20 protein-coding genes are annotated in these 26854 nt (G+C 34.7%); 13 read left to right on the forward strand and 7 right to left on the reverse strand.

Annotation, left to right across the window (positions count from 1 at the left end; genetic code table 11):
* Positions 1-547: 547 nt before the first annotated feature.
* The 3 genes from birA to murB are packed head-to-tail and all read right to left on the reverse strand — an operon-like array spanning position 548 to position 3681.
* Positions 548-1501, reverse strand: a complete 954-nt coding sequence (birA, locus tag J3U00_RS04445; protein ID WP_267331700.1) for a bifunctional biotin--[acetyl-CoA-carboxylase] ligase/biotin operon repressor BirA — start codon at positions 1499-1501, stop codon at positions 548-550.
* Positions 1502-1508: 7 nt separating this feature from the next.
* Positions 1509-2621, reverse strand: coding sequence for an MFS transporter (locus tag J3U00_RS04450; protein WP_267331701.1), 1113 nt, complete (start codon positions 2619-2621; stop codon positions 1509-1511).
* Positions 2622-2670: 49 nt separating this feature from the next.
* Positions 2671-3681 carry a UDP-N-acetylmuramate dehydrogenase gene (murB, locus tag J3U00_RS04455; RefSeq protein WP_267331702.1) on the reverse strand — a complete coding sequence of 337 codons (1011 nt, stop codon included), beginning with the start codon at positions 3679-3681 and terminating at the stop codon, positions 2671-2673.
* Between the two features lie 482 nt (positions 3682-4163).
* Between murB and J3U00_RS04460 the strand changes: the two genes are divergently transcribed.
* The 10 genes from J3U00_RS04460 to J3U00_RS04505 all read left to right on the forward strand — a co-directional run bounded on the left by J3U00_RS04460 (position 4164) and on the right by J3U00_RS04505 (position 17079).
* Complete coding sequence (locus J3U00_RS04460) at positions 4164-5393, forward strand: phosphopentomutase (RefSeq protein ID WP_065563162.1); 1230 nt, start codon at positions 4164-4166, stop codon at positions 5391-5393.
* Positions 5394-5436: 43 nt separating this feature from the next.
* The gene (deoD, locus tag J3U00_RS04465) at positions 5437-6153 is read left to right on the forward strand and encodes a purine-nucleoside phosphorylase (RefSeq protein ID WP_065733811.1); all 717 of its coding nucleotides are present in this window, start codon (positions 5437-5439) and stop codon (positions 6151-6153) included.
* 189 nt (positions 6154-6342) lie between these two features.
* Positions 6343-7581: a nucleoside permease gene (locus J3U00_RS04470; protein WP_267330651.1), complete on the forward strand. Its 1239-nt coding sequence runs from the start codon at positions 6343-6345 to the stop codon at positions 7579-7581.
* 259 nt (positions 7582-7840) lie between these two features.
* Positions 7841-9004 (forward strand): adenosine deaminase, encoded by a 1164-nt coding sequence (add, locus tag J3U00_RS04475; protein ID WP_267331703.1) that lies wholly within the window; start codon positions 7841-7843, stop codon positions 9002-9004.
* A gap of 26 nt (positions 9005-9030) precedes the next feature.
* Positions 9031-10992, forward strand: coding sequence for a bifunctional 2',3'-cyclic-nucleotide 2'-phosphodiesterase/3'-nucleotidase (locus tag J3U00_RS04480; RefSeq protein WP_267331704.1), 1962 nt, complete (start codon positions 9031-9033; stop codon positions 10990-10992).
* A 25-nt stretch (positions 10993-11017) separates the two neighbouring features.
* Entirely contained in the window at positions 11018-11419 is a 402-nt protein-coding gene (locus J3U00_RS04485) for a cytidine deaminase (protein ID WP_176713943.1), read from the forward strand.
* Positions 11420-11574: 155 nt separating this feature from the next.
* Positions 11575-12876 carry a pyrimidine-nucleoside phosphorylase gene (locus tag J3U00_RS04490; RefSeq protein WP_220225801.1) on the forward strand — a complete coding sequence of 434 codons (1302 nt, stop codon included), beginning with the start codon at positions 11575-11577 and terminating at the stop codon, positions 12874-12876.
* Positions 12877-12901: 25 nt separating this feature from the next.
* Positions 12902-14575, forward strand: a complete 1674-nt coding sequence (gene ushA, locus J3U00_RS04495; RefSeq protein WP_267331705.1) for a bifunctional UDP-sugar hydrolase/5'-nucleotidase UshA — start codon at positions 12902-12904, stop codon at positions 14573-14575.
* 112 nt (positions 14576-14687) lie between these two features.
* Positions 14688-16235 carry a YjjI family glycine radical enzyme gene (locus J3U00_RS04500; protein ID WP_416379876.1) on the forward strand — a complete coding sequence of 516 codons (1548 nt, stop codon included), beginning with the start codon at positions 14688-14690 and terminating at the stop codon, positions 16233-16235.
* On the forward strand, positions 16210-17079 hold the full coding sequence (locus tag J3U00_RS04505) for a YjjW family glycine radical enzyme activase (RefSeq protein WP_267331707.1): 870 nt from the start codon (positions 16210-16212) through the stop codon (positions 17077-17079). Before J3U00_RS04500 ends, J3U00_RS04505 begins: the two co-directional genes overlap by 26 nt.
* 214 nt (positions 17080-17293) lie before the next feature.
* Here J3U00_RS04505 and J3U00_RS04510 read toward each other — a convergent pair whose 3' ends face one another.
* Together J3U00_RS04510 and J3U00_RS04515 are read right to left on the reverse strand one after the other, a co-directional pair.
* Positions 17294-18745, reverse strand: a complete 1452-nt coding sequence (locus J3U00_RS04510; protein WP_267331708.1) for a hypothetical protein — start codon at positions 18743-18745, stop codon at positions 17294-17296.
* A 625-nt stretch (positions 18746-19370) separates the two neighbouring features.
* Positions 19371-21677, reverse strand: coding sequence for a Tex family protein (locus J3U00_RS04515; RefSeq protein WP_267331709.1), 2307 nt, complete (start codon positions 21675-21677; stop codon positions 19371-19373).
* 44 nt (positions 21678-21721) lie between these two features.
* On the opposite strand from J3U00_RS04515, the gene greB reads away from it, so the two are divergent.
* The 3 genes from greB to J3U00_RS04530 all read left to right on the forward strand — a co-directional run bounded on the left by greB (position 21722) and on the right by J3U00_RS04530 (position 24020).
* Positions 21722-22204, forward strand: coding sequence for a transcription elongation factor GreB (gene greB, locus J3U00_RS04520; protein ID WP_267331710.1), 483 nt, complete (start codon positions 21722-21724; stop codon positions 22202-22204).
* A gap of 40 nt (positions 22205-22244) precedes the next feature.
* Positions 22245-22817, forward strand: coding sequence for a hypothetical protein (locus tag J3U00_RS04525; RefSeq protein WP_220225796.1), 573 nt, complete (start codon positions 22245-22247; stop codon positions 22815-22817).
* Between the two features lie 96 nt (positions 22818-22913).
* Positions 22914-24020: a YcbX family protein gene (locus tag J3U00_RS04530; RefSeq protein ID WP_267331711.1), complete on the forward strand. Its 1107-nt coding sequence runs from the start codon at positions 22914-22916 to the stop codon at positions 24018-24020.
* Positions 24021-24395: 375 nt separating this feature from the next.
* Here J3U00_RS04530 and J3U00_RS04535 read toward each other — a convergent pair whose 3' ends face one another.
* Both J3U00_RS04535 and ilvC read right to left on the reverse strand, forming a co-directional pair.
* Entirely contained in the window at positions 24396-24965 is a 570-nt protein-coding gene (locus tag J3U00_RS04535) for a cell division protein ZapC (protein WP_220225794.1), read from the reverse strand.
* Between the two features lie 295 nt (positions 24966-25260).
* Positions 25261-26739, reverse strand: coding sequence for a ketol-acid reductoisomerase (gene ilvC / locus J3U00_RS04540; protein ID WP_065733793.1), 1479 nt, complete (start codon positions 26737-26739; stop codon positions 25261-25263).
* Positions 26740-26854: the final 115 nt, after the last annotated feature.

Here is a 26854-nt window from a genome sequence, read left to right on the forward strand (position 1 = left end):
AGAAGGGATGCTGTACGCAATCCCTTCTGGTAAATCCTTATTTAAATGGAACGATTTGGAGTTAACCACTGCGATTCATATACAAATCGTTTATCGCTACTTATAGAGAATACTCGTCTAATTTTTTACTTGCTCGATCGATGCGGTTTATCCCTATGTATATAGGGAACACCGAGACAAAGCCGATTGGCTGATTGGTATGAACGGTTTATCCCTATGCATATAGGGAACACTTAATTCGGGTTGTTCCCAATAGATAATGACGGGGTTTACCCCTATGCATATAGGGAACACCCTAATTATAACCTATTGTTTATTAATTAAAATACCAAAATAAAAAATTCCACCAATTTTTTTTGTGCTTTTTTAAACAGTTGGTTTAAGGCGAGATTATCAATATAATTTGAAATTTATTAAATGGTTAAGTCAAGATAAAAAGGGATTTAGAGCTGCATTATTTTTTGCTGCTTACCTATTGTACCGATTTATTCCCGCTCATAAGATATACTTTGCGGTAATTCATGTTAATCAATTACCGGTAGATATTTTACTCATCACTACGTAATGAGATTTCGCCACCAATATATGCGTTCGTTTTGCCATTTTGGTCTAAGAGTAACGCACCCTGTTCATTGATACCTTTGGCTGCGCCACGGATTACATCGTCACCAATTAATAATTTAACAGGACGCCCTACAAAATTGTCGAGTCGTTGCCAATCGTTAAGAAACGGTGTTAGTCCATGTTGTTCGAAGTCTCGAAGTTTTAATTTTAGATTTTTCGCAACTTTTGCCACTAATAAATTGCGATCAACTTTACCTAAATTAGCCCACTTTTGGTTGACGATAGTTGTATCGGGATTATTCATCATTAGGTTGACTCCAACACCAATAACAACATGCGCACAGTCTCCCGTTTTGCCTGCAAGTTCAACTAATATGCCTGCAAGTTTTTGGTCATTAAGATAGAGGTCATTTGGCCATTTTACTTTAATATCTTGCCCAGAGATTTCTCGTAACGTATCGGCTATCACAACACCAACGACTAAGCTTAGCCCCATGGCTGCTGCGATGCCCTGTTCAAGTCGCCAATACATTGAGAAATAGAGATTACTGCCAAATGGTGCAAACCATTGTCGCCCTCGCCTGCCTCGCGCTTTAGATTGAAACTCAGCAACACAACTGTCGCCAGTTTGTAATTTTTCAATATTATCTAATAGATATTGGTTGGTTGATTCAATGATAGGCAGTACTTCCACATGACTATCAGCACCATAGTCTTTGTCGATTTTAACTTTATCAAGTAGATCTATGGGTGATGCTAAGCAGTAACCTTTACCTTGCACAGACGATAAGGTGATCCCCCATTCCCGTAGCACTTTGATATATTTGTTGATGCCAGCTCGCGTTATTCCAAATTGGTTGGCAAGTTCTTCACCGGAGTGAAACTGTCCATCAGCTAATATATTGATTAATTTCAATGGATTTTGGTTACTGCGCATTATACCCTCACTTTTTAAGTGATAATAAAACAATAAAGTAAAGCGAAATTATAGCAAAACTAATAAATAAATAGGTATTGTTAAATGTGTCCATTATAAAGGCAATTATCGCTGGCGCAACTAGGCTACCAAGTGTATTGGTTAATAGCATAGCTTGATTCATTGATACAATTTCTTGTTTGCGAACACATGAGCAAGCCCACGCCATTGAGATTGGGTAGATAGTGTAAATGGTCGCACCAAGTAAAATGATAGCTAATACGCCATAGAGGTTAAATATCAGTAAACAACAAGCTATCATCATTAAGATTGATTCAACCAATAAAACAATGCGACGACCAAATTTGTCTGCACACCAGTTGGCAGGCATTTGCGCAATCACACCTGAAAGGATTAGTAAAACCATCCAATTGGCGACTTGGTTATCTGTATAACCTAGATGTGAGTAGTATGCAGGCATTAGGGAGTACAGTGACCCAATTAACATACCTGCAATCGCACAACCAATTAAACCAACTCGAGAAGGTTTATACAATATCATGGGAATGATGTTGAAACTGCTTTTTTTCTTTTTCGGTAATTTGTAATGGGTTAGTAATATAAATAAAATTGCCAGTCCCATCAATACAGCAATAACTAGACCAAAATAGAGCACGTTTTGTGGAAAGTATTGGAGCAATGCTTGCCCTAAAACAGTACCTAAGTAGTAGGTCGTTAGATATACCGCCAGCATTTTACCACGGGTACGAACTGTTCCCGTGACTAATATGCAACTTTCGATGACCACCCAAGTAACAGCACAGGCAATACCAACAAAAAATCGCCATATCGCCCAACTGTAAAAATCCATTGAGAAGCTTAATCCAATAGTTGCAATCGCAAAGATAATACAACTATAGGTGTAAGTGAATCTGGCGTTAAATCGGCTAATAAACCAATTTGCCATAATCGTTCCCACTAAGTTACCTGTAAAGTAACTTGAGCCGACTAAACCTATTTGTCCTAGTGAAAAATGTTCACGTACTAGCCAAAGTGGCACTTGGGTATTAAGTGCCGATAAGGCGATGGTTACAAATAATAAACTTGTTAATAAAATAGGAAATGAATACGAATGTTTCATAATTTTGTTGTATATAAGCTGTTTTATTGTCTAATAAACGTTATTTACGTTATAGAAATTTATCCACGTCAATCTCACCAGTTGCGCCCATAAATCGAATTTCAGGCGAGAGGTGCACCGAGAACTTTTGTAATACTGCATTTATGATATAACGCGCTAACGCAACGACATCTTGCGCTGTCGCATTATCTTTATTGACTAATACAAGAGCTTGTTGTTGATGCACTGCTGCACCACCAATTTGATAGCCTTTTAGACCACACTGATCAATTAACCAGCCAGCAGCTAATTTTATTTGATCATTTGTTTGTGGATATATTGGCATTGTTGGATATTTTTCAAGTAGTTTATCAGCAAATTTTTTGTCTACTACTGGGTTTTTAAAAAAGCTTCCACCATTTCCTAATACATTAGGATCAGGCAGTTTGCTACGACGGATTTCGCACACTTTGTCGAAGATCATTCTTGGGGTGACACTTTCTGGATCAAAATTCCTTAATTCACCATAAGTTAACACCGGGCTCCATTGTTTTGGTAATGTGATGCCAACATATACAACCGCATAACCATTAGCATATTTTTGTTTGAAGATGCTTTCACGATAGCCATATTGGCCGTCAGTTACGCGAATAATTTTACCCGTTGCAAATTCAAGTAATTCGACATAATCGGCTACTTTTTGAAATTCAATGCCATAAGCGCCAATATTTTGAATTGGTGCAGATCCTACACATCCTGGTATTAGAGCTAAGTTTTCAAGACCAGGAATGTTTTGATTAATGGTGTTAGCAACTAGATCATGCCAATATTCACCCGCACCCACTTTTAAATGCCAGTGTGTTGGGGTTTCGGTTATAGTTAATCCTTTAATTCGATTAACAATGATTGTACCAGCAAAATTTTCAGTAAATAGTGTATTACTACCTTGTCCAATAATCATAATTGGTTGACTGTCGGTATTAGTTTTCCAAACTTGCATTAGCTGTTCCACAGTTTCGACTGTTTCTACTTGGTTGGCATATACATCTAAAGCAAATGTGTTAGGAATTTTTTGGTTCATTAATGACTACCTTTTATTAGAAATACTTTTAAATTCAATTAAATTAGTTTTATTCGGCATTTTTTATGCCTTTTTTTATTTAAAAGTATCAAATCAATGCCTTTATCTATTTTGATAAAGCAATTTATTCTATTGTGTCGATTGTTTATTTATTTGCTATATTATCACAACGCAAAACGATCTTTTATGCATTAAAATTTTTTTTAATGATCTTAACTACTTTTAGGTTGATATATGTGTCAAAAGATTAGACAAATAGTCTACAAATTGGACACTTTCCCTTTTTTGTTTTTTTTTATCATGTATTATAGCTACCCAAACGATCTTTTTTATAAATTTAGTTAAAATCTATTTTACTCAACCTTGTGGTAGACGTTATTATTAATGAAATTTAAAAAATAAGTTATCGATCACGGTTTTATATAACTTTATGTTTTAAGATTGTTGCAATATTTAGTGGTAGTTGTGATTTAGAGGAAATTATGAAAAGAGTTTTTATTATGATCCTCGATTCCTTTGGGATCGGCGGTGCTGAAGATGCAAAAAAATATGGTGATGAAGGTTCTGATACCTTAGGCCATATTGCCGAAGCTTGTGCTTCAGGTAATGCAGATCATGGTCGTCAAGGCCCATTAAAATTACCTAATTTAGGAAAGTTAGGTTTGATAGAAGCCGCTTATGAATCAACTGGTTCATACCCTAAAGGAATGGCTACCGAAGGTGAAGTTATTGGTGCTTATGGCTTTGCCAGTGAGATTTCGTCGGGTAAAGATACGCCTTCAGGTCACTGGGAAATCGCGGGTGTTCCCGTTCTGTTTGATTGGGGCTATTTTACCAATACTACCAATAGTTTTCCTAAAGAATTATTAGATAATATTGTTAAACGTGCTAACTTGCCTGGTTATCTTGGTGATTGTCATTCATCAGGTACAGTGATTCTTGATGAGCTTGGGCTTGAGCATATGGCTTCTGGTAAACCTATTTTTTATACCTCTGCTGATTCTGTTTTTCAAATTGCCTGCCATGAAGAGACTTTCGGTCTTGATAAACTTTATGAGGTTTGTGAGATAGCTCGTGATGAGCTTAATAAAGGCGATTATAATATCGGCCGCGTTATTGCTCGTCCATTTTTAGGTAATAAGCCAGGTGAATTTGTGCGTACTGGTAATCGTCATGATTTAGCCGTTGAACCACCAGCTCCAACAATGATTAAAAAGCTGGTTGAAGAAAAACAGGGTACTGTTGTATCAATCGGTAAAATTGCCGATATTTATGCCGAAGTAGGTATCACTAAGAAAGTTAAAGCTACAGGTATTGAGGCTTTATTCAATGCTACGCTAGAAGAAATCAAACAAGCGAAAGATAACACGATTGTGTTTACCAATTTCGTTGATTTTGACTCATCTTATGGTCATCGACGTGATGTTGCAGGCTACGCTGCGGCTTTAGAATATTTTGATCGCCGTTTACCTGAGATGTTAGCCCTTATTGAACCAGGCGATCTTTTAATTATTAGTGCCGATCATGGTTGTGATCCAACGTGGCCTGGTACGGATCATACTCGTGAGCATATTCCAGTTTTAGTTTATGGTGATAGTGTTCCAGCTGGATCATTAGGTCATCGTGAAACATTTGCTGACATTGGTCAAAGTGTTGCTGATTATTTTGATTTGTCACCAATGGATTATGGCAAGTCATTTATTCGTAAATAGCAATTGTTTAGGACGTTTTTTAGTAATAAATCAGGAGAGTTAAATGCCTACCCCTCATATCAACGCCGCCGATGGTGCTTTTGCTCAAACGGTATTAATGCCCGGCGATCCATTACGAGCTAAGTTTATTGCCGAAACTTTTTTAGATAATGCTAAAGAAGTAACGAATGTAAGAGGAATGCTCGGTTTTACTGGTCAGTATAAAGGTAAACAAGTTTCTGTTATGGGGCATGGAATGGGTATCCCATCTTGTTCTATTTATACAACCGAATTGATTAAGTTTTATGGTGTTAAAAACATTATTCGTATCGGTTCGTGTGGTGCAATTAGTCCAAATGTTAATCTTGGTGATGTTGTTATTGGTATGGGCGCTTGTACGGATTCTAAAGTGAATCGTTTGCGTTTTAAAGATCATGATTTTGCTGCCATCGCTGACTTTGATCTTGTTTGTAATGCAGTTAATGCAGCTAAAGATTTAAATGTTAATGTGAAGGTTGGTAATATTTTCTCAGCTGATCTGTTTTATAGCGTTGAGCCTGATCTTTTCGATATCATGGAAAAATACAATATTTTAGGTGTCGAAATGGAAGCTGCTGGTATTTATGGTGTGGCGGCTGAATATGGCGCAAAAGCGTTGGCGATTTGTACGGTATCAGATCATATTCGAAAAGGCGAAGCGATGTCTTCCGAAGAACGCCAGCTAGGCTTCAAAGAGATGATTACTGTTGCGTTAGAGTCGGTATTACTCAATTCAGATTAAATTAATGGCAGAATTTCTGCCATTTTTTTTGTTTAAGAAATAAAAGTTTTACATTGACTGTCATTAATCAATTTTATCAGTAAATGTGTTTAACGTTATAACTAACGCATCGATAGTAATAACAATTTTTATTTATTCATTAATTTTATCTAATAGGTTAGAAGAGAACTCATTTAATAAGGAAACGAAATGAATATTAAGTTCAAACTTAAAGTTATATTTTTCTTGCAATTTTTTATCTGGGGTAGCTGGCTTATAACTTTAGGCTCTTACATGATGGAGACCTTGCATTTTACTGGAACAACAGTAGGTACAGTTTATGGTACTATGGGCATAGCATCCTTATTTATGCCAGGTCTGCTTGGTGTTGTGGCAGATAGATGGATTCCTGCTAATCGTTTATTCATGCTTTGTCACTTATTTGGCGCAATAACCCTTTTTATTGCCGCTTCAGTCACAACACCATTTATGATGGTCGTGGTAATTTTAATTCATTGTTTAGCATTTATGCCAACTATCGCGATTTCTAACTCAATTTCTTATTCTTGTTTAGAATCAGAAGGTCTTGATGTTATATCGCAATTCCCTAGTATAAGAATTTTTGGTACTATCGGCTTCATTGTTGCTATGTGGCTTGTTAGTTTCTTAAAAGTTGGATTAAGCAATGTACAGCTCTATATTGCAGCTGGCGGTTCGATTTTACTCAGCCTATATTCATTAACATTGCCATTAATTGTCATTGCTAAAGATGAGTCAAAAAGAAAGTCGCTTGTAAGTTCTTTAGGTTTAGACGCATTTGTATTATTTAAACAACCTAGAATTGCTATCTTTTTTGTCTTTGCAGTCTTCCTTGGTGGTATTTTACAAATTACCAATACTTTTGGTAATCCGTTCTTACTTTCATTTAAAAGTATTCCGGAATATGCTGATAGTTTAGTTGTGCAATATCCGTCAGTATTGCTATCTATTTCACAAATGTCAGAAGTTGTATTTATTTTATTTGTACCATTTTTTATGAAAAGATTTGGTATCAAGTATGTCATGTTAATTAGTATGTTGGCATGGGTTGCTCGGTTTGGATTATTTGCTTTTGGCGATCCATCACCTGTAGGTTTCACGTTACTTCTTCTGTCAATGATTGTTTATGGTTGTGCATTTGATTTCTATAATATTTCAGGTTCTATGTACGTTGATAAAACAGTTTCACCAGATATCCGTAATAGTGCACAAGGTTTATTTATGATTATGACCAATGGTTTTGGGGCTTATTTAGGTTCAACTATCAGTGGTGTTGTTGTGGATCTTTACACTGTAAATGGTGTCATTGACTGGCGTACAATTTGGTTAATTTTTGCAGGATATTCTTTATTACTTGCTATTATTTTTGTCTTTATTTTCAAGAATGATACTCTTGAGAACAGAAATTAATACCAAACTCAAGGCAAGGTTAATATTAAATAGATAGACTAAATTAACCAATTTGGCCACATCAATAGACAGGCATCTAATTTGTTGCCTGTCTATTGTTGCCACTTGATTTCAAGGAAATTGATAAGTCACACAAAATGTATGGAAAATAATTGTCTTATCAAGGTAGAATAAAATGCTTGTAAAAGTTGTATCACTTTAGTCTGATGAATAATTTACAAGTGCCCTATAAGCATATACTTAAACAGATTAGAACTAGATGAATAAGCAAATAATCCCAAAAGTTATACTTCATGAGCATGTGGAAGGTAGTATTACACCATTTATGGCAAAAAAACTAGCCGATAAGAATCATCTGACTTTTCCTGATTCATTGTGCTATCGACCCGGTGAATATAATGCAACCGATTATAAAAATGGTCGATATAATTATGATGAATCCGATTTTGTTTCATTTATCCAAACTTATGATACTGTCTCTAATTTTGTTAAACATCCCGACGATTATTACCTAATTACTTACGATTTTTTAAGCAGAAATGCCAAGCAAGGGTTAATCTATTGCGAGCTATTTTTGTCTCCCTATCATATTTGTGCCATGGAAAGCGAAGGTAAAATAGTTTGGGATCAAGAAAGATTTAAACAAACGCTTAATCAAATGGATAAAGCGATTATTGATGTTCAAAAAGAACATAATATTACTGTAAGATACCATGTGATTGGCGTGCGCCATCTTGGTGCCGATGTGGTATACGATACACTGCAATTTATTGAGAACAACCCCCACCCATTTATTACCGGATTTAATATCGCAGGTAATGAAAAAGCAGGTCATTTTGATGATTTTGAAAAAGCCCATCAACTTGCTTCTAAATTGAATTTAAAAAAATCTTATCATGCTGGTGAAATTGATTCTGCTGAAAGTATTATCCAAGCGCTTAAACATGGCGCGAATCGTATTGGACATGGTATCGCCGCCATTGAAGATGATAAGTTGATTGAGAATTTAATTGATAACAAGATCACTTTAGAAATAGCGCTTACTAGTAATCGTATTTTAGTCAATAAGTTAAATGGTGATATTCTTAATCACCCAATTCGACAACTTTATGATAGAGGGGTTAGAATAACGCTTAATACCGATGACGCAGGCATATTTGGCACCGATATAGAGAAAGAATATCAGCTCGCTGAGCATTTTTTTCATTTTTCTCGATTGGAACTGTTTGATATTACACTTTGTGGAATTGATGCTGCATTTATTGAACCAACCGAAAAATCACGTTTGTTTAATGACGTTTTAGCCTTTTTTACGATTAATGATAAGCAATGTCTACAACAGGCAATCAACGATCAGCAGTATCACCCTGCTATTATTGAACGATTTAAGAATTATCTCGTTTTATTATATGTTAATGATTAACAACATCAGAGAAATAGGAGATTGATATGAATAAAACCCGATTAATCCTACTAACCCTATTAATATCTGGTTCACTTCAAGCAGCAACAGTAGATTTAAGAATTATAGAAACTACCGATTTGCACGGTAATATGATGAATTATGACTATTTCAAAGATCAGTACATTGATACTTTTGGTTTAGCTAAAACAGCCAATTTAATTCATCAAGCACGAAAAGAGGTAAAAAACAGTGTTTTAGTTGATAACGGCGATTTGATTCAAGGCAGTCCAATGGCTGATTATGCTTTGAATAAAGGTCTAAACAAAGGTGAGACTCATCCTGTTTATAAAGCACTTAATACGCTAGATTATGTAGTTGGTAACATCGGTAATCATGAGTTTAATTTTGGTTTAGATTTTTTACAAAAAAGTCTAGCTGGTGCTAATTTTCCTTATGTTAATGCTAATGTTTTTGATGCGAAAACAAATAAACCTTACTTTAGGCAATATATTATTTTAGATAAACCGGTCGTTGATAGAGAAGGTAAACAACACACTATTAAAATCGGTTATATTGGTTTTGTGCCACCACAAATTATGCAGTGGGATAAACTTAATTTGGAAGGTAAGGTAATTGTTAAAGATATCACTGAAACCGCGAAACAATTAGTGCCTGAAATGAAAAAGCAAGGTGCAAATATCATTGTTGCAATTCCGCATTCAGGTGTTTCTGCCGAACCATATAAGGCTTTAGCTGAAAATTCAGTCTATTATTTAAGCCAAGTTGAAGGTATTAATGCTATTATGTTTGGTCATTCTCATGGGGTCTTTCCTAGCGAGGATTTTAAATCATTGCCTAATACTGATATTAGTACCGGAAATATCAATCATGTGCCCGCAGTAATGCCTGGACAATGGGGAAGTCATTTAGGTGTAGTTGATTTAGTTATTGAAGGTGATAAAGCTAATTGGAAAGTCATTTCTGGTAAATCAGAAGCTCGCCCGATCTTTGATATTAAAAATAAAAAAGCATTAGTTGAATCAGATAAAAATATTACGAATGCGTTAAGAGACGACCACGAAGGTACCCGTGAATTTGTTGGTAAACCAATTGGCAAGGTTTCAACCGATATCAATAGTTATTTAGCATTAGTCGAAGATACTTCTGCTTTGCAAATTATTAGTGATGCGCAAATTGATTATGTGAAACAGTTTGTTCAAGGTGATCCAGATCTGGATGGATTACCCATTTTATCGGCAATTGCGCCATTTAAAGCTGGTGGTCGTAAAAACGATCCTTCAGCTTATGTTGATGTTAAAAAAGGTGATTTAACTTTTAGAAATGCAGCTGATATCTATCTTTATCCTAATATTTTATCTGCAGTAAAAATAACGGGTAAAGATGTTAAAGAGTGGTTGGAATGCTCAGCAGGTGTTTATAATCAAATTGATATCAATTCGTCACAACCACAATATTTGATTAATTGGGATAAATTTAGAACTTATAATTTTGATACTATTGATGGTGTGAGTTATCAAATTGATATTACTAAACCTGCACGTTATGATGGAAATTGTCAGTTAATTAATCCTGATTCAGAACGTATCGTAAACTTAACTTATCAACAAAAACCTATTGCTTCCAATCAAGCATTTTTAATTGCTACCAATAACTATCGTGCTTATACCGGAACATTCCCTGGTACTGGTGGTAAAAATGTTAAATTTAATTCTCCGGATGATTTAAGGGTCACTCTTTCAGCCTATATTACTAATCACACTAAAAAACAAGGTGAAGTGAATGTGAAGGTTGATAATAACTGGCGAATTGCACCAATTACCAGCAAAATTAATTTGGATATTCGCTTTGAATCTTCCCCTACTGAAGAAGCCAAAGCCTATATTGAAAAACATTCATTGTACCCAATTAAGTTTATTGAAAAAGATAATTTAGGCTTTGGTGTATATCAACTTAATTTACAAGCACCAACAAAATCGCAAAACTAAAAATCTATTGATGATAACAAGGATTATGAATATGAAGATTGAAAAACTAATTGAACTAGCTAAAACAGCACGCTCAAAAGCTTATGTACCCTATTCTAAATTTCAAGTAGGTGCAGTATTAATTACCGAAGATGATGAAGCTATTTTAGGATGCAATATTGAAAATGCCTCATATGGCCTAGCCAACTGTGCTGAACGAACTGCGATTTTTAAGGCGGTATCAGAAGGTAAAACAAAATTTAAAAAATTAGTTGTGATTGGCGATACTGATGGACCAATTTCACCTTGTGGAGCTTGTCGCCAAGTCATTAGTGAATTTTGCGCCAAAGATATGCCAGTTATTTTGACAAATATGCATGGTAAAATCCAAGAAACCACTGTCGGTGAATTGTTGCCTTGGTCTTTTTCACCTAGTGATTTAGATTAGTATTATTTCTGAATAAGAAAATTTTAACTATCAAAAAATTGATAGAAAATAATAAAAGAGAGTGATGAAGCTAAGATCAGAATTATCATCAATCCATATAATGGATGAAAAAATATAATCCTAATTTGATTTATTGATATTAAGAGAGAAGTGTAATGAGATTTGTAGATATTATTGAAAAAAAACGTGATGGACATGCCTTAACTACCGAAGAAATTCAATTTTTTATTACCAATTATACTAATGGTACGATTCCTGACTACCAAGTAAGTGCTTTACTTATGGCTATTTATTATCAAGGTATGACTTCGAAAGAATGTGCTGATTTAACTAGTGCTATGATGTATTCCGGTGATACTGTTGATCTATCATCAATTAAAGGTATTAAAGTAGATAAACATTCAACCGGAGGTGTGGGTGATACAACCACTTTAGTATTAGCACCATTAGTTGCTGCTTTAGATATTCCTGTTGCCAAGATGTCAGGTCGAGGATTAGGCCATACTGGTGGAACAACCGATAAATTTGAAACTATTCCCGGCTTTAAAATCGAATTGGGTAAGCAAGAGTTTATCGATCAGGTTAACCAAAAAGGTGTTGCGGTTATTGGTCAATCAGGTAACTTAACCCCAGCTGATAAAAAACTTTATTCATTACGTGATGTAACCGGTACGGTTAACTCTATTCCGCTGATTGCCAGTTCAATCATGAGTAAAAAACTGGCTGCGGGTGCTGATGCTATTGTGTTGGATGTCAAAACCGGTGACGGTGCTTTAATGAAAACGATGGAAGACTCTGAGAAATTAGCACATGAAATGGTTAATATTGGTAATCAAATTGGCCGTAGAACCATGGCGATTATCTCAGATATGTCTCAACCTTTAGGTTATGCTATTGGTAATGCCTTAGAAGTTAAAGAGGCCATTGATACATTAAATGGTCACGGTCCTGCTGATTTAACTGAGTTAGTTTTAACGCTTGGTAGTCAAATGGTTGTATTAGCCAATAAAGCTAAGACATTAGAGGAAGCAAGAGAAAAACTTCAAGAAGTCATTAAAAATGGTAAAGCGATAGAGAAATTTAAAACGTTAATTGAAGCTCAAGGTGGAGATAGCTCTGTTGTTGATCATCCTGAAAAATTAGCCAATGCCCCTTACCAAATCGATCTACCTGCACAAAAATCAGGTTATGTATCACGCATTATTGCCGACCAAATTGGTATTGCGGCAATGCAATTAGGTGCTGGACGAGCAACTAAAGAAGACGTTATTGATCCAGCAGTTGGTATTGTTTTACATAAAAAAGTGGGTGATAAAGTTGAAGTGGGTGAACCATTATTAACTATTCATTCAAGTAGCGATAAGATTGATGCAATTAAACAAAAATTGTATGACAATATTACTATCAGTGATAGTGCTAAACAACCACAATTGATTTTCAAAGTAATTACGGAATAGCTCTAATAAGGATTTGGGAGATGCCATGTATTGTTTTAAATTTAAACTGTCACTAGTTATTGTTTTAGGTCTGTTCTCAGTTAATTCATTCGCAGCAGTTGCAACCAAGCAATCTACTGCACCTACTTGGGAAAAAGATAAGCCCTATTCTTTTACTATTTTGCATACTAATGACCATCATGGCCATTTTTGGCAAAATGACATTGGTGAATATGGTTTAGCTGCTCAAAAAACTGTAGTTGAGCAAATTAGAAAAGAAGTATCCGAAAAAGGTGGGAAATTACTTCTGCTATCTGGAGGTGACATTAATACAGGCGTTCCTGAATCCGATGTTTTACAAGCTAAACCTGATTTTATGGGTATGAACAGTATTGGTTATGATGCAATGGCTGTTGGTAACCATGAATTTGATCATCCTTTAGCAGTTATTCGTGAACAACAAAAATGGGCTCACTTTCCATTTTTATCAGCAAATACTTACTTCAAAAATACTGATAATCGCGTTTTCGATGCTTATAAAATGTTTGATTTAAATGGCATTAGAGTTGCGGTATTTGGTTTAACTACTGATGATACAATTTTCCTTGCTTCACCTAAAAATACTGACGGTGTTGAGTTTCGCAAAACCTTGCCTGAAGCAGAGAAGGTGATAAGTCAAATTAAAAATAATGAGCGCCCAGATATGATTATTGCGGTTACTCATATGGGACATTATGAAAATGGTGAACATGGTTCAATGGCACCGGGTGATGTTGAGTTAGCACGGGGATTGAAACCAGGTGATTTAAATATGATTGTAGGTGGTCACTCTCAAAACCCTGTATGTATGACTAGCCCTAACAAACGTATTACTGAGTATGTTCCTGGCACACCATGTGCACCCGATCAACAAAATGGAACTTGGATTGTTCAAGCTCATGAATGGGGTAAATATGTTGGTCGTGCCGACTTTGTCTTTTTAAACGGTAAAATAACACTGGAAAATTATCAGTTAATTCCTATCAACTTGAAAAAAGAAGTCGACAATGGCAACGATACTAAACGTCTTGAATACTACACTAGTGAAATTGAACAAGATAAAAAATTGTTAGAAACACTTAAACCTTATCAAGATCAAGGTAAACAGCAATTACTCACTAAAACAGGTGAATTAATCGGTCGTTTAGAAGGTGATCGTAGTGTAGTAAGATATCAACAAAGCAATATGGGACAGCTGTTACTCAGTGCCTTTATTGAAAAAACGAATGCTGATGTTGGCATTATGGCTGGCGGTATGATTCGTGATTCACTTATTGAAGGAAATATTACTTATCGTGATATTTTGAAAGTTGAGCCTTTTGGTAATACAGTTGTTTACTTTGAGTTAACCGGCCGTGAATTGGTGGAATATCTTAAAGTTGCATTAAGTAAAAAACAAGGTTCTGGTGGTTATACTCACTTAAAAAATATCACGCTAGCTGGCAATACGATTAGCGATATTAAAATTAATAATGAGCCAATTGATTTGCAAAAATCTTATCGTATTACCACGTTAGATTATTTAGCGGCTGGTGGAGATGGTTATCCCGTTATCAACACTTCACCAACTTATGTCGATACAGGTTACCGAGACGCGGATGTGATAAGAGAATATATTGAAGCGCACTCACCAATTAATGCGGCAGATTATGAACCGGTTAATTTCATTTTGGAAAAATAACGGCTTTAAAAAAGAAATGTAGAATATAAATGGCACGGGTAAAATTGGTATTATAAATTAGCCATTAAATTTAATTTTTTGCTTTCAACATATAGGTAATATAGAGGTATTTATGAACATGACAGAATTTCAAAAAAATTGTTACGATATTGTGACCGATCCCAACCTGTCACCTAAACAAAAAGCGAACCTTCTCGCTTTAGCAGCGGAAAATAATTTACCTTATGTTGATTTGGATAGTGAAACTAAGCAAGCTTTAGATGAGCGTGTAATTTGTGACATGTACGAAGGTCATGCACCGTATAAACCTCGTTATGTGTTACCAGATTATGCAAAATTCCTTAAACAAGGATCTGAGTATTTAGAGCTTGAGCCTGCAAAAAATTTTGATGATGCCATAAATATGCTGACAATTGCTTATCATCATGTTCCTTCGGTCACTGGTATGCCTGTTTATTTGGGTTGTTTGGATAAAGTGTTACTACCTTATGTTGGCAATTTAACAGAAGAAGAGCTTTATCAGCGATTAAAACGTTTTTGGATTATGCTTGATCGCAATCTTCCTGATGCATTTATGCACGCCAATATTGGTCCAACTGACAATGTGATCTGTCGAGTAATTTTACGTGTTGATCGTGAACTCAAACAAGTTGCGCCTAATTTAACATTTATTTATGATGAAGATATCACCCCAGAATCTTTACTAAATACAGCAATTGAGAATATCTGCCAAACAGCAAAACCACATATCGCTAATAATATGATGATCAAAAAAGATTTTGATGATCAAGGCTATGGTGTTGTGAGTTGTTATAACTCTCTCCCTGTTGCGGGTGGTGGTAGCACTTTATCAAGAATCAATTTAAAAGAAGTCGCATTAAAAAGTAACAGTATTACCGACTTTTTACAAAATACCCTGCCTTATTATTGCCAATTGCAATTGAACTTAATCAAAGCGAGATCAGAATTTCTTTATGAAAAATCGAATTTCTTTCAAAATAGTTTTTTAGTCAAAGAAGGACTAATTGACGCAACTCGATTTGCACCAATGTTTGGTATTTATGCTATGGCTGAAGCGGTTAATATTCTACAAGTAAAATCTAACTTAGCTGGTCGCTATGGTGTTGATGAAGATGCTAATGAACTAGCTACCACAATTTCTAAGCAATTAGCCGACTTTATTGATAATCATAAAATTAAACATGCATGGCAAGGTAAAGCGATGTTACATGCGCAGTCAGGTATCAGTACAGACCGCGGTGCAACACCTGGTTTACGCATCCCTTATGGACATGAACCAGATCCTGTTACCCATATAATGGCATTATTTAAACACCATAAATATTATACATCTGGCATTAGTGATATTTTAACTATTGATGAAACGATTAAAAATAATCCATTAGCCTTAGTACAAATTTGTAAAGCAGCATTTAAATTTGGTTTCCGTGAATTTACGGCTAATATCAGTGGTAATGATCTGGTACGTGTAACTGGTTATATGGTGAGATTATCAGATATCAAAAAATATAAAGAAGAAGGTTCGCGGATTAATACCACATTTTTAGGTAGTGAAGCAGCCGAAGATACAGTGAACAATAGTTACTTATGCAGGACCCCTAGGGTAATAAGCCATGAACAAGTCATGGGCAATCGTTAATAAAATTTTACCCTTTTCTTGTGTTGATGGACCGGGAAACCGGTTAGTCATCTTTTTACAAGGCTGCAATTTTAAATGTTTAAATTGCCACAATCCTTATACTATTTCACGGTGTAAGGAGTGTGGCGAATGTGTTGCTACCTGCCCCCATCAATCATTATCATTTATCAACAACAAAGTCATTTGGCAAAGTTCAACTTGCCAGCAGTGCGATACTTGTATAAACACTTGTAACTATCAGTCAACACCGATGACTTATCGATACAATATCGAAGATATTTTAAAACTTATCCGAAAGTATCTCCCTTTTTTAAATGGAATAACCCTAAGCGGTGGAGAGGCAACACTGCAACTGGCGTTTATTGAACAGCTTTTTAGTGCGATTAAACAAGCTCAGGATTTAAAACACCTAAGCTGTTTTGTTGACAGTAATGGATATTTACCTCAATTGGGTTGGCAAAAAATAGTCAACGTAATGGATGGGGCAATGATTGATCTTAAAGCATGGGATAATCAAGTACATGAAGCATTAACCAGCAAGGGAAATTTAAGAGTTAAAAAGTCAATTGAATATCTTGCAAAAATGAATAAATTATACGAAGTCAGATTTCTAATCATTCCTAAGCATACCGATTTACAACATAACGCCGAACATTTAGCTAATTTTTTAAAGCAATTTGATGCAAATATAAAAATTAGAATCAATGCATTTCATAATCATGGTGTGAGAGGTGAAGCCAAAACATGGCAGAGCGCATCAAAACAACATATCGAAAATTTTGCTATGGAATTAAAACAATTTGGCCTGAAAAATATTGTTTTGCCAACTGTTTATTTATCATAATAGCGTTTTTTAATGAGTGTGAGCTTAATAAACCATTAACAGGCTTATTATAAAATTCCAAAATAATGTCTTAAATTTTTACCTCATGAGATTTTTGAAATAAAAATGAGCAGTTTGAAAACCTGCTCATTTGATTAACACAAAAATCAAATATTAAGATAAATCATTAATATCTGTTTAGATTTTTTAAAAAATAGCTAATTGTATATTAACGTTAATATTTAACACATAAGGTATATGCTATATCTGGTTCAACAATAACATTACCTTCTACCATCCCTACACTGTAATATCTATAATTACCTAATACATCTTTTACCGATGATGGTTCACTGGTAAAATAGAAATCATAATTGATTAAACTTCTTAAATTTGGCACACCAGACATCATATCTCGCCCAATATAATCAAGTGGCGAATAAAAGTAGGCTTTACCCCATTCTGGCAATAATCCTTCACCGATTGCTCTTCTATATCCATTATTTTTTACATAATAGTTATCATTAGTTGTTGGAATGGTAGCAAAACTAGAATTGGATAACTCAGCTCGTATTGGTAATCTATCATTATTATTTTGACAATATGTATTTGCGCTTTGCCAATTGCCCACCAAGTTATTTGTAAAATATAACCAATGTTTTATAGAGAAAGTGTAATAAAACTGTGCTAACGTTCGATTATTGGTAACTAATATTACAAATTTATCATCTTGAGCTGGTACATTTTCGGTAAATTTAAATTCACTTTTAGAATCAGCGCTTGAATCACGAGAAGCACTAATTAGTGAATTATTCGGATTTTTAACCAAGGTATAACTATAATCTGAAATTGGATTTACCGGCACAATTCTAAAACGTGCATCCGGGAAACCATATGTTGGGAAGTAATTGCCGTTTTGATCTTTAGCGGAGGCCTTAAAACCTTTATGCATAGTAAATTGGTCTACGTTATAAGGAACATCAAGATCTATCGTATCAGCACCATAAGGAGCATAGTTATCCCCTTCATCCCATCCATTGTGCATAATCAGAGCCAATACACCAGGCCTAATATAACAGATACCATCATCAGCACTGACTTGAAATGTTTTAGAGACTTCTCTTGGTTCTGACTGTTCAGGAGCACCGTACTGGGTTTTAGCAACAAATTGAATCGTTACTTTTACTGATGATTTTGCATTAGCCGTCGATGAATTACACACATCACTACCAAGTTGGGAAGTAGAATCAGAAGGAATTATGTTATTGTTTGAGTCCCGCCATTCAGTATTAATAGACTGAATGATAAAACTGCCGGTAGTAGCCACTTTGTCACCATCTACATCATTTATATCACTATCATTCAAACTTGAAGTATCTACCCCAAATGAATAAATACTTGGTGAAGTGTTGTAAGCAACAGAAATCTTATTATCAGTACCAGGCAAAACAATCACAGGATCAATACCATCAATATTTAATTTAAATTGAATTCCATTTAAGATTTTTGTATCAGCAGATTCTAGAATTTCAGGCGGATTACCGTGAATATATTGCGTAGTGGTTGCAGCAAATGATAATGCGGCTAGAGATGTATGGCAAAAAAGGCAAAAAAAAGAAATAGCTGTAATATTAAATATTAATTGCATCAAATAAAATTTTGGGGAAACAAACATTTTACTATTCATGCTAATTCCTCTACTCATAAACTTTCCTGCAAATTAGAATAAAGTTATTGATTTAAAGTTTTAATAAACTACAGAATTATCAAATGATTGATAAAAATTGTTACCTATTACAATTTCAAATTTTAAAAACGCGTATAAGCAATAGAAACCATTAGAAAGTTATTAAATTGCATCCATGTAACGGTATATTTTTATTTAATATCTAGAGCAAAAAACGACTATGTCGCTATCGAAAAAGTGTAATATTCAAATGTTGTTAATAAACTAATTTAAGAATATCAAAATAAGAAATGCTATTAAAAAGATCAGCGCAAAGTAGTTTAACTTTACTAACAGGCTGATTAAATAAGATAATTAATTGTATATGTTAAAAATAATCTACACAATTGTGCATAGTATATAATAATATATACAATATGGAATAGCTAAATATCAATTTATTGATATTTAATGGTTCTCAAATGAATATTTATTAAAATAATAATTCTAAATAAAGTGATTGAGCTCCTGATTTGATTTTTAATCACTGGATTTATCATCAATATTTTTATTAAAATATTTTGAAATTAGCGTTAAATAAAAAAGGAGGCATTAACCTCCCTTTACAAATAAATTATAACTGAATTTATTTTCCTTTTTTAAAAGCTGCAGCAAAAGCATTACCCATTGCACTATTTGTAATAGGCGCTGACTGTCCACTTTTAGAAGTGCCGGTTGATTTATTCGTTCGAGCTTTGGCCCCTTCTACTTTTGGCGTTGTTGGATCATCAAGTCGCATCGATAAAGCAATACGTTTGCGGGCAATATCCACTTCAATCACTTTAACTTTAACAATATCACCAGCTTTAACTACCGTTCGTGGATCTTCAACAAATTTATCAGATAATGCAGATATATGAACTAAACCATCTTGATGTACACCAATATCAACAAAAGCACCAAAATTGGTAACATTGGTTACCGCACCCTCCATAATCATGCCTATTTTTAAATCTTCCATTGTTTCGATGTTATCAGCAAACTGGGCAGTTTTAAATTCAGGCCTTGGATCACGTCCGGGTTTATCAAGTTCTTTAATAATATCAGTGACAGTTGGAACACCAAAATGGTCATCAACGTAATCAACCGCTTTTAATGATTTCAGGTAATTAGTATCACCTAAAATTTCTTTTAAAGATTTATGATTTTTCTCTAAAATTCGTTCGACAACCGGATAGGCTTCAGGGTGAACAGCCGATGCATCAAGTGGATTTTTACCCTCCATTATGCGCAAAAAACCAGCACATTGTTCAAACGCTTTAGGGCCTAAACGACTAACTTTTAACAACTGTTTGCGATCGGTAAATTGACCATTTTCATTACGCCAATCTACAATATTTTGGGCAATAACTTTATTCAATCCTGCAATACGGGCAAGTAACATCATTGATGCAGTGTTTAAATTTACCCCTACCGCATTTACTCCATCTTCCACCACCGCATCAAGTTTTTTAGCTAATTGGGTCTGACTAACATCATGCTGATATTGCCCCACCCCAATGGATTTTGGATCGATTTTTACTAGCTCAGCTAATGGATCTTGTAAACGACGAGCAATGGATACCGCACCACGAATTGATACATCCAGCTCAGGGAACTCTTGAGCAGCAAGCTCTGATGCAGAATAAACAGAAGCCCCAGCTTCGCTGACAATAACTTTTTGCCCTTTTACTTCCGGATACTTTTTCTGAAGATCAAGATAAAAACGTTCAGTTTCACGAGATGCTGTGCCATTACCAATTGCAACTAATTCCACTTGATGTTTGATGCAAAGTGCAGCAACAATCATTGCTGCTTTATCAGCTTGTCCAGTATGAGGATAAATCGTTTCGGTCGCAATAAGTTTACCTGTAGAATCCACAACGGCAATTTTTACACCTGTTCGTAAGCCTGGATCCATTCCCATAGTGACTTTCATACCTGCAGGTGCAGCCATCAACATATCGTGTAAATTTGCTGCAAATACGTTAATTGCTTCCTCTTCAGCACGTTCACGCAAAGTGGTCATAAGCTCAGTTTCCATGTGCATTAAAATCTTAATTCGCCATGTCCAATTAATAACTGCTTTACGCCATTTATCTGCAGGTTGATCATTAAAATGAATCCCTAAATGCTCTGTAATAATTTGCTCGCAATAGCTCTCTTTTGGCGTTTCTTCAAATTGCGGATCGGCATTGAGTGAAAGTTGTAAAAATCCTTCATTTCGTCCTCTAAACATCGCTAAAGCACGATGAGAAGGCACTTTTGAAATAAGTTCACTTTGTGCGAAGTAGTCTCTAAATTTAGCACCTTCTTCCTCTTTACCTGTAATAACTTGAGATACAAGATGCGCGTTATTCCAAAGATAATGACGAACTTTAGCAAGTAAAGCGGCATCTTCAGCAAAACGCTCCATTAAAATATAACGGGCACCATCTAAGGCAGATTTAGTATCAGCAATGCCTTTATCTGCATTGATATATTTTTCAGCTTCAGTTTCTGGATTGAGATCGGGATTTTGCCATAAATCGTCAGCGAGAGATTCAAGCCCCGCCTCGATTGCTATTTGACCGCGGGTACGACGTTTTGGTTTATAAGGAAGATAAAGATCTTCTAATTCCGTTTTACTAAGTGTATCAGTAATTTTTTGGCTTAATTCTGGGGTTAATTTACCCTGTTCCTCAATTGATTTTAAAATTGTTTGTTTACGATCTTCTAGTTCTCGCAAATAACTTAAACGGCTATCTAAGGTACGTAATTGGGTATCATCCAGACCTCCGGTCACCTCTTTACGATATCGAGCAATAAAGGGAACAGTACTACCATCATCTAATAACTGAATGGCAGCTAAAACTTGTTCTGGTTTTACGGTTAATTCACCCGCTATAATATGGCTAATTTGATTATTTATCATGATATCTCTGTATATCTCGTCGATTAACGGAATGTAAACTTATTATGCAAAAAGCTAATTATATAACAAGAGAGGGCTACTTGGCACTCGATCGTGAATTGAAATATTTATGGAAAGAAGAAAGACCCCGTGTTACTCAAGCTGTATCTGATGCGGCAGCCCTTGGCGATCGGAGTGAAAATGCAGAATATATTTATGGAAAACGACGATTGCGTGAAATTGACAGACGAGTACGATTTTTAACAAAACGCCTAGAAATATTAACCATTATCGATCCTGATCCAAGGCAAGAAGGCAAAGTATTTTTTGGTGCTTGGGTTAAACTAGAAGATGAATCCGGTCACGTACAAATTTACCGCATTGTAGGAGCCGATGAATTTGATCCTAAAAAAAATTGGATTTCTATTAATAGTCCTGTTGCCAGAGCGTTAATTGGTCATAAAGTTGACGATGAAATATCAGTAATGACACCTAGTGGTAAAACTTATTTTTTTATCCTAGAAATTAGCTATATTACAATTTCATAATATTTTAACAATTTAATCATTAAAGAATTAGAGGATTGGTATGAAAAGAAGAAAAATTTTGTTTTTTCAATGCATATTTTTTTTAATAATATTACTAATAATAATTTTTTATTATTTTTTTCAACTCAATAATAGAACATCCTCAGTACCATATACTGAATTAACCTTAAAATTTGATCAAGTCGAATTTGGCAAATTAGATGCTTTCTTTAAGAGACTTAATCAAGATGGATTCAATCAAGATGAACGACTCTATTTTGAACGATCCGGCTCGGTTCGCTTCTCTGATTGTAATTCGAATCAATATTATCAATTTAATGGATCTGGTATAAAATGGTACGGTTTTAAAAGTAATACCCGTATTTACAATAAATATTATCCTTCTTTTTCTGTTTTGATATTAACATTTGATTCTACGATTGAAGCTGAAAAATATAAGAAAATAATTGAAAAATCAGAGCTTCAATTAAATCCTGGTTACCACTGCGGAGTAAATAAAGGTCCTCATGCTATCATAACTAAAGGACATTTCGTTTATTACATTTCTTCTGCTAATATTTTCCTAGACTATGTAGTAAAATATGCTAAAGTTCTACAAGATCTGCCTATGTAGCCAATCGATTATTTATAGGCGTACTATCTACTGCCTATAAATTACGATGAATTCAGTTTACAATTAAGATCATTTTTACTCATCACTTTATTTATTATGAGCGCTGTCAGCCAATTATTTATCTATCCGATTAAATCGCTTGCAGGTATTCCCCTAAATACGTCGAATGTTGTTGTAGGGGGATTCAAATATGATCGTGTATTGATGATTAGTGAACCTGACGGAACATTTATCACCGCAAGACAATTTCCTGAGCTTTTAAAACTAAAAACAGCTATAGTTAACAACAGTATTGTTGTTTCAACGTCAAATAACGAATCAATAGCAATTCAATTTGATGAATTTATTGAAACTAATGAACCAACCGAAGTTTGGGGTAACCATTTTACCTCTCATATTGCGCCAATCAGACTTAACCAATTTTTTAGTCACATCCTTCAAAAAAATGTGCAATTGCGCTGGATTGGCACTAATTTGACAAGACGAACAAAACGATATCCTCAAACACCGGTAAGCTTTGCAGATGGCTATCCTTATCTACTATTGAATGAAGCATCATTCAATTATTTACAACAAAGATGCTTGGAAAAGCTCGATATTCAGCAGTTTCGAAGCAATATCATCATTCAAGGTGCGCTTCCTTTTGCCGAAGATGGCTGGAAAATCATCAAAATTGGCGATGTCATTTTTGATATCGTTAAACCGTGTAGTCGCTGTGTACTTACCACTTTTAATATTAATACAGCAAAGCCTTTAGCAAATAATGAACCACTCAATACGCTCCGCTATTTTCGGACTGATGAGCAAGGGGAAATAGATTTTGGAATGAATATGATAGCTCGCAATGTCGGATCAATATCAATTGACGATCCTGTTGAGATACTTGAAAGGCAACCGGCCAAAAAGTATTTAAAATCTTTTCCCGAAAATAATCGATTTAACCACGAACAGTGTAATATTACTTTTGAGAACTATACAATCAAAGGAAATCAACAACAGACTATTTTAGAACAACTGGAACAACATAATATTACTCTCCCTTATTCATGCAGAGTTGGAATTTGTGGAAAATGTGCAGTGGTATTAAAACAAGGAAAAGTGAATCCTCTTACTCAATCTGCAATAAAACGCGATCACCGTATTTTAGCTTGTAGTTGTATACCTGAGGGTGATATCAAAATTGAATTAATAAAAAAACCTTAATGATCATTGGTCATAGAATTCTGATTTATCAATAATAAATCGTTAATTATTGATTAAAATGGTTGATTGACACTTAATAAATTATTACCCCACTATGATGACAAGTTAGCCTGCCAATCAATACGTTAATAATGTTATATGGCTTAAATTTAAAACCGTTGATGCTAAATGCTATCCTTTAAAGTCATTTGTATTCAGTTTTAAAGCGTTCAACTGCGATACCGTAACGAAATGCCGTTTAAGTCATCGATTAAACAGATCAATACATTGCCTGCTTCACAACCTGTTGTGAATAACAAAATCAAAATATAGCAGGTTTAAATCGAAATTAAGTCTTACTGACAAGACAATAGTCGGATTAGAGAATGGTATTGTTTACGAAATGGCTTCTAACTTAAGGTCTATCAACGAACTCTCATCCATGACATTTTTTTGGATTGGCGCCAGTCGATCATTCATCACTTTAATTGCTTCGGAAAAATAAAATGTTTTATTCATTGCCACAAATGTAGGTTGAGCAATAATACACAGTGAAGCATTTTCACCCGCTTCAACGACTAATAAAAAAACCCGTTGATCACCTTCTTGCATGCTGACTTCAACAATGTCCGCTAATTTAGGACGATATAGCTTAGGTTGTTGGCAAAAATACCAACTTTTTGGCATTTGAGGTTTAATAAAATTAGCCGCAACAATGGCATTAATGGATAATTCAATCTTTTGCGAGTCACTTAAAGCTAAAGATTGGCAACTATCATAAAATAGATAATAAGCCGTCGCGTCATCAACAGAAAACGAAAACTCATCAAATACATCTGGTATTAATATTTTGCTTGCATAATTACAACGAAATAACATTTCTGATGAAATTTCAAGCATTAAGCTGTCGTATTCTTTATCAAAATACCAACGCCAGCTATCAGTTGGTCGAAAAGCCATTTTCATTGATATTTTATCCTTACAAATTGAACTAAATTTGAACAAAATATACCATAACTAATATAAAAAATAAATAAAAAGTTAAAATAAAAAATTTTTAATTATTTAATTTTTAAAAGTTTTATGAAAATTTTAGAAGGATCCGAATGATCTAAGTTGGATCCTTTTTTTGATCCTTGATCCTTTGTGATCAAATCGTAATTTTACAAAATATTAAATGCAGTTAAAGCTTGATGTTAAGATACTTTAGACATAAAAAAAGGTGCTTATTAGCACCTTTTTCATAACTGATTAAGATCAATTAACTTGCTACATTGATCCTTTTCATATCTGTCATATAGCTACGAAGTTTACGCCCAACGATCTCAATTGGATGGTGACGAATAGCTTCATTAACATCACGTAATTGTGCATTGTCAACACTACCTTCAGGTATAGCTTTACCTAAGTCACCTGCTTGTAACATTGGCATGAATTTCTCTTTTAATAATGGAACAGCTGCATTAGCAAATAAATAGTTACCATATTCAGCGGTATCAGAAATAACCACATTCATTTCATACAAACGTTTACGAGCTATTGTATTTGCAATAAGTGGTAACTCATGTAGTGATTCATAATAAGCTGATTCAGGTAAAATACCAGATTCAAGCATAGTTTCAAATGCAAGTTCAACCCCTGCTTTAACCATTGCTACCATAACAACACCTTGATCAAAATAAGCTTGTTCGTCAATCTTACCTTGATATTCGGCAGCTTTTTCGAATGCAGTTTCACCCGTTTCTTTACGCCATTTCAATAAGTTAACATCATCGTTAGCCCAATCTTTCATCATCGTTGATGAGAATTCGCCTGAAATAATATCATCCATATGTTTACGGTAAAGATCAGTCATGATCACTTTTAATTCTTTAGCTAATGCATTCGCACGTAATTTAGCAGGATTAGATAAACGATCCATCATTAACGTAATACCACCTTGTTTTAATGCTTCAGTGATCGTTTCCCAACCAAATTGTAATAATTTACAAGCATATGCAGGATCAACGCCATCTGCGACAAGTTTGTCAAAGCAAAGTAATGATCCAGTTTGCAACATACCACATAAGATCGTTTGTTCACCCATAAGATCAGATTTAACTTCAGCAACAAAAGAAGACTGTAAAACACCCGCTCTATGACCACCTGTTGCAGCAGCCCATGCTTTAGCAATTGCTAAACCTTCGCCTTTAGGATCATTTTCAGGATGGACAGCGATCAGAGTTGGTACACCAAATCCACGTTTATACTCTTCACGAACTTCTGTTCCAGGACATTTTGGCGCAACCATCACTACTGTGATATCTGGACGAATTTTTTCGCCAACTTCAACGATGTTAAAACCGTGTGAATAACCTAATGCTGCACCCTTTTTCATCAATGGTTGAACAGCTTGTACTACAGCTGAATGTTGCTTATCTGGAGTTAAGTTGATAACTAAATCAGCGGTAGGAATTAATTCCTCATAAGTTCCAACTTTAAAGCCATTTTCTGTTGCTTTTTTCCATGATGCTCTTTTTTCTGCAATAGCTTCTTTACGTAAAGCGTAAGAAATATCTAAACCAGAATCGCGCATATTTAGCCCTTGGTTAAGACCTTGAGCACCACAACCAACGATCACAATCTTTTTGCCTTTTAAAAAATTAGCTTCTGATGCAAATTCATCACGAGCCATAAAACGGCACTGACCTAGTTGTTCTAATTTTTCGCGTAAATTTAATGTATTAAAATAGTTAGACATTATTCTCTCCATGAGTTGAATTATTTTTAATCAGAGCACTATAGCGTAAAATCATAATTGCGAAAATTGATATATTTAGAACATTATATTGCATAAATTGCAATAAACTTGCCAA

Origin of the sequence: Gilliamella sp. B3127 (assembly GCF_026536935.1) — a bacterium.
In the GTDB taxonomy this organism is placed as follows: Bacteria; Pseudomonadota; Gammaproteobacteria; order Enterobacterales; family Orbaceae; genus Gilliamella; species Gilliamella apicola_E.

Bases quoted from the DNA above. Each gene is read 5' to 3' on its own strand.
- J3U00_RS04510 (WP_267331708.1), bottom strand. From the start codon at position 18,745: ATGAATAGTAAAATGTTTGTTTCCCCAAAATTTTATTTGATGCAATTA.
- J3U00_RS04530 (WP_267331711.1), top strand. From the start codon at position 22,914: ATGAGCGCTGTCAGCCAATTATTTATCTATCCGATTAAATCGCTTGCA.
- murB (WP_267331702.1), bottom strand. From the start codon at position 3,681: ATGAACCAAAAAATTCCTAACACATTTGCTTTAGATGTATATGCCAAC.
- birA (WP_267331700.1), bottom strand. From the start codon at position 1,501: ATGCGCAGTAACCAAAATCCATTGAAATTAATCAATATATTAGCTGAT.
- J3U00_RS04505 (WP_267331707.1), top strand. From the start codon at position 16,210: ATGAACAAGTCATGGGCAATCGTTAATAAAATTTTACCCTTTTCTTGT.
- J3U00_RS04490 (WP_220225801.1), top strand. From the start codon at position 11,575: ATGAGATTTGTAGATATTATTGAAAAAAAACGTGATGGACATGCCTTA.
- J3U00_RS04500 (WP_416379876.1), top strand. From the start codon at position 14,688: ATGAACATGACAGAATTTCAAAAAAATTGTTACGATATTGTGACCGAT.
- deoD (WP_065733811.1), top strand. From the start codon at position 5,437: ATGCCTACCCCTCATATCAACGCCGCCGATGGTGCTTTTGCTCAAACG.
- J3U00_RS04485 (WP_176713943.1), top strand. From the start codon at position 11,018: ATGAATATGAAGATTGAAAAACTAATTGAACTAGCTAAAACAGCACGC.
- J3U00_RS04450 (WP_267331701.1), bottom strand. From the start codon at position 2,621: ATGAAACATTCGTATTCATTTCCTATTTTATTAACAAGTTTATTATTT.
- J3U00_RS04480 (WP_267331704.1), top strand. From the start codon at position 9,031: ATGAATAAAACCCGATTAATCCTACTAACCCTATTAATATCTGGTTCA.
- J3U00_RS04525 (WP_220225796.1), top strand. From the start codon at position 22,245: ATGAAAAGAAGAAAAATTTTGTTTTTTCAATGCATATTTTTTTTAATA.
- ilvC (WP_065733793.1), bottom strand. From the start codon at position 26,739: ATGTCTAACTATTTTAATACATTAAATTTACGCGAAAAATTAGAACAA.
- J3U00_RS04470 (WP_267330651.1), top strand. From the start codon at position 6,343: ATGAATATTAAGTTCAAACTTAAAGTTATATTTTTCTTGCAATTTTTT.
- add (WP_267331703.1), top strand. From the start codon at position 7,841: ATGAATAAGCAAATAATCCCAAAAGTTATACTTCATGAGCATGTGGAA.
- J3U00_RS04535 (WP_220225794.1), bottom strand. From the start codon at position 24,965: ATGAAAATGGCTTTTCGACCAACTGATAGCTGGCGTTGGTATTTTGAT.
- ushA (WP_267331705.1), top strand. From the start codon at position 12,902: ATGTATTGTTTTAAATTTAAACTGTCACTAGTTATTGTTTTAGGTCTG.
- J3U00_RS04460 (WP_065563162.1), top strand. From the start codon at position 4,164: ATGAAAAGAGTTTTTATTATGATCCTCGATTCCTTTGGGATCGGCGGT.
- greB (WP_267331710.1), top strand. From the start codon at position 21,722: ATGCAAAAAGCTAATTATATAACAAGAGAGGGCTACTTGGCACTCGAT.
- J3U00_RS04515 (WP_267331709.1), bottom strand. From the start codon at position 21,677: ATGATAAATAATCAAATTAGCCATATTATAGCGGGTGAATTAACCGTA.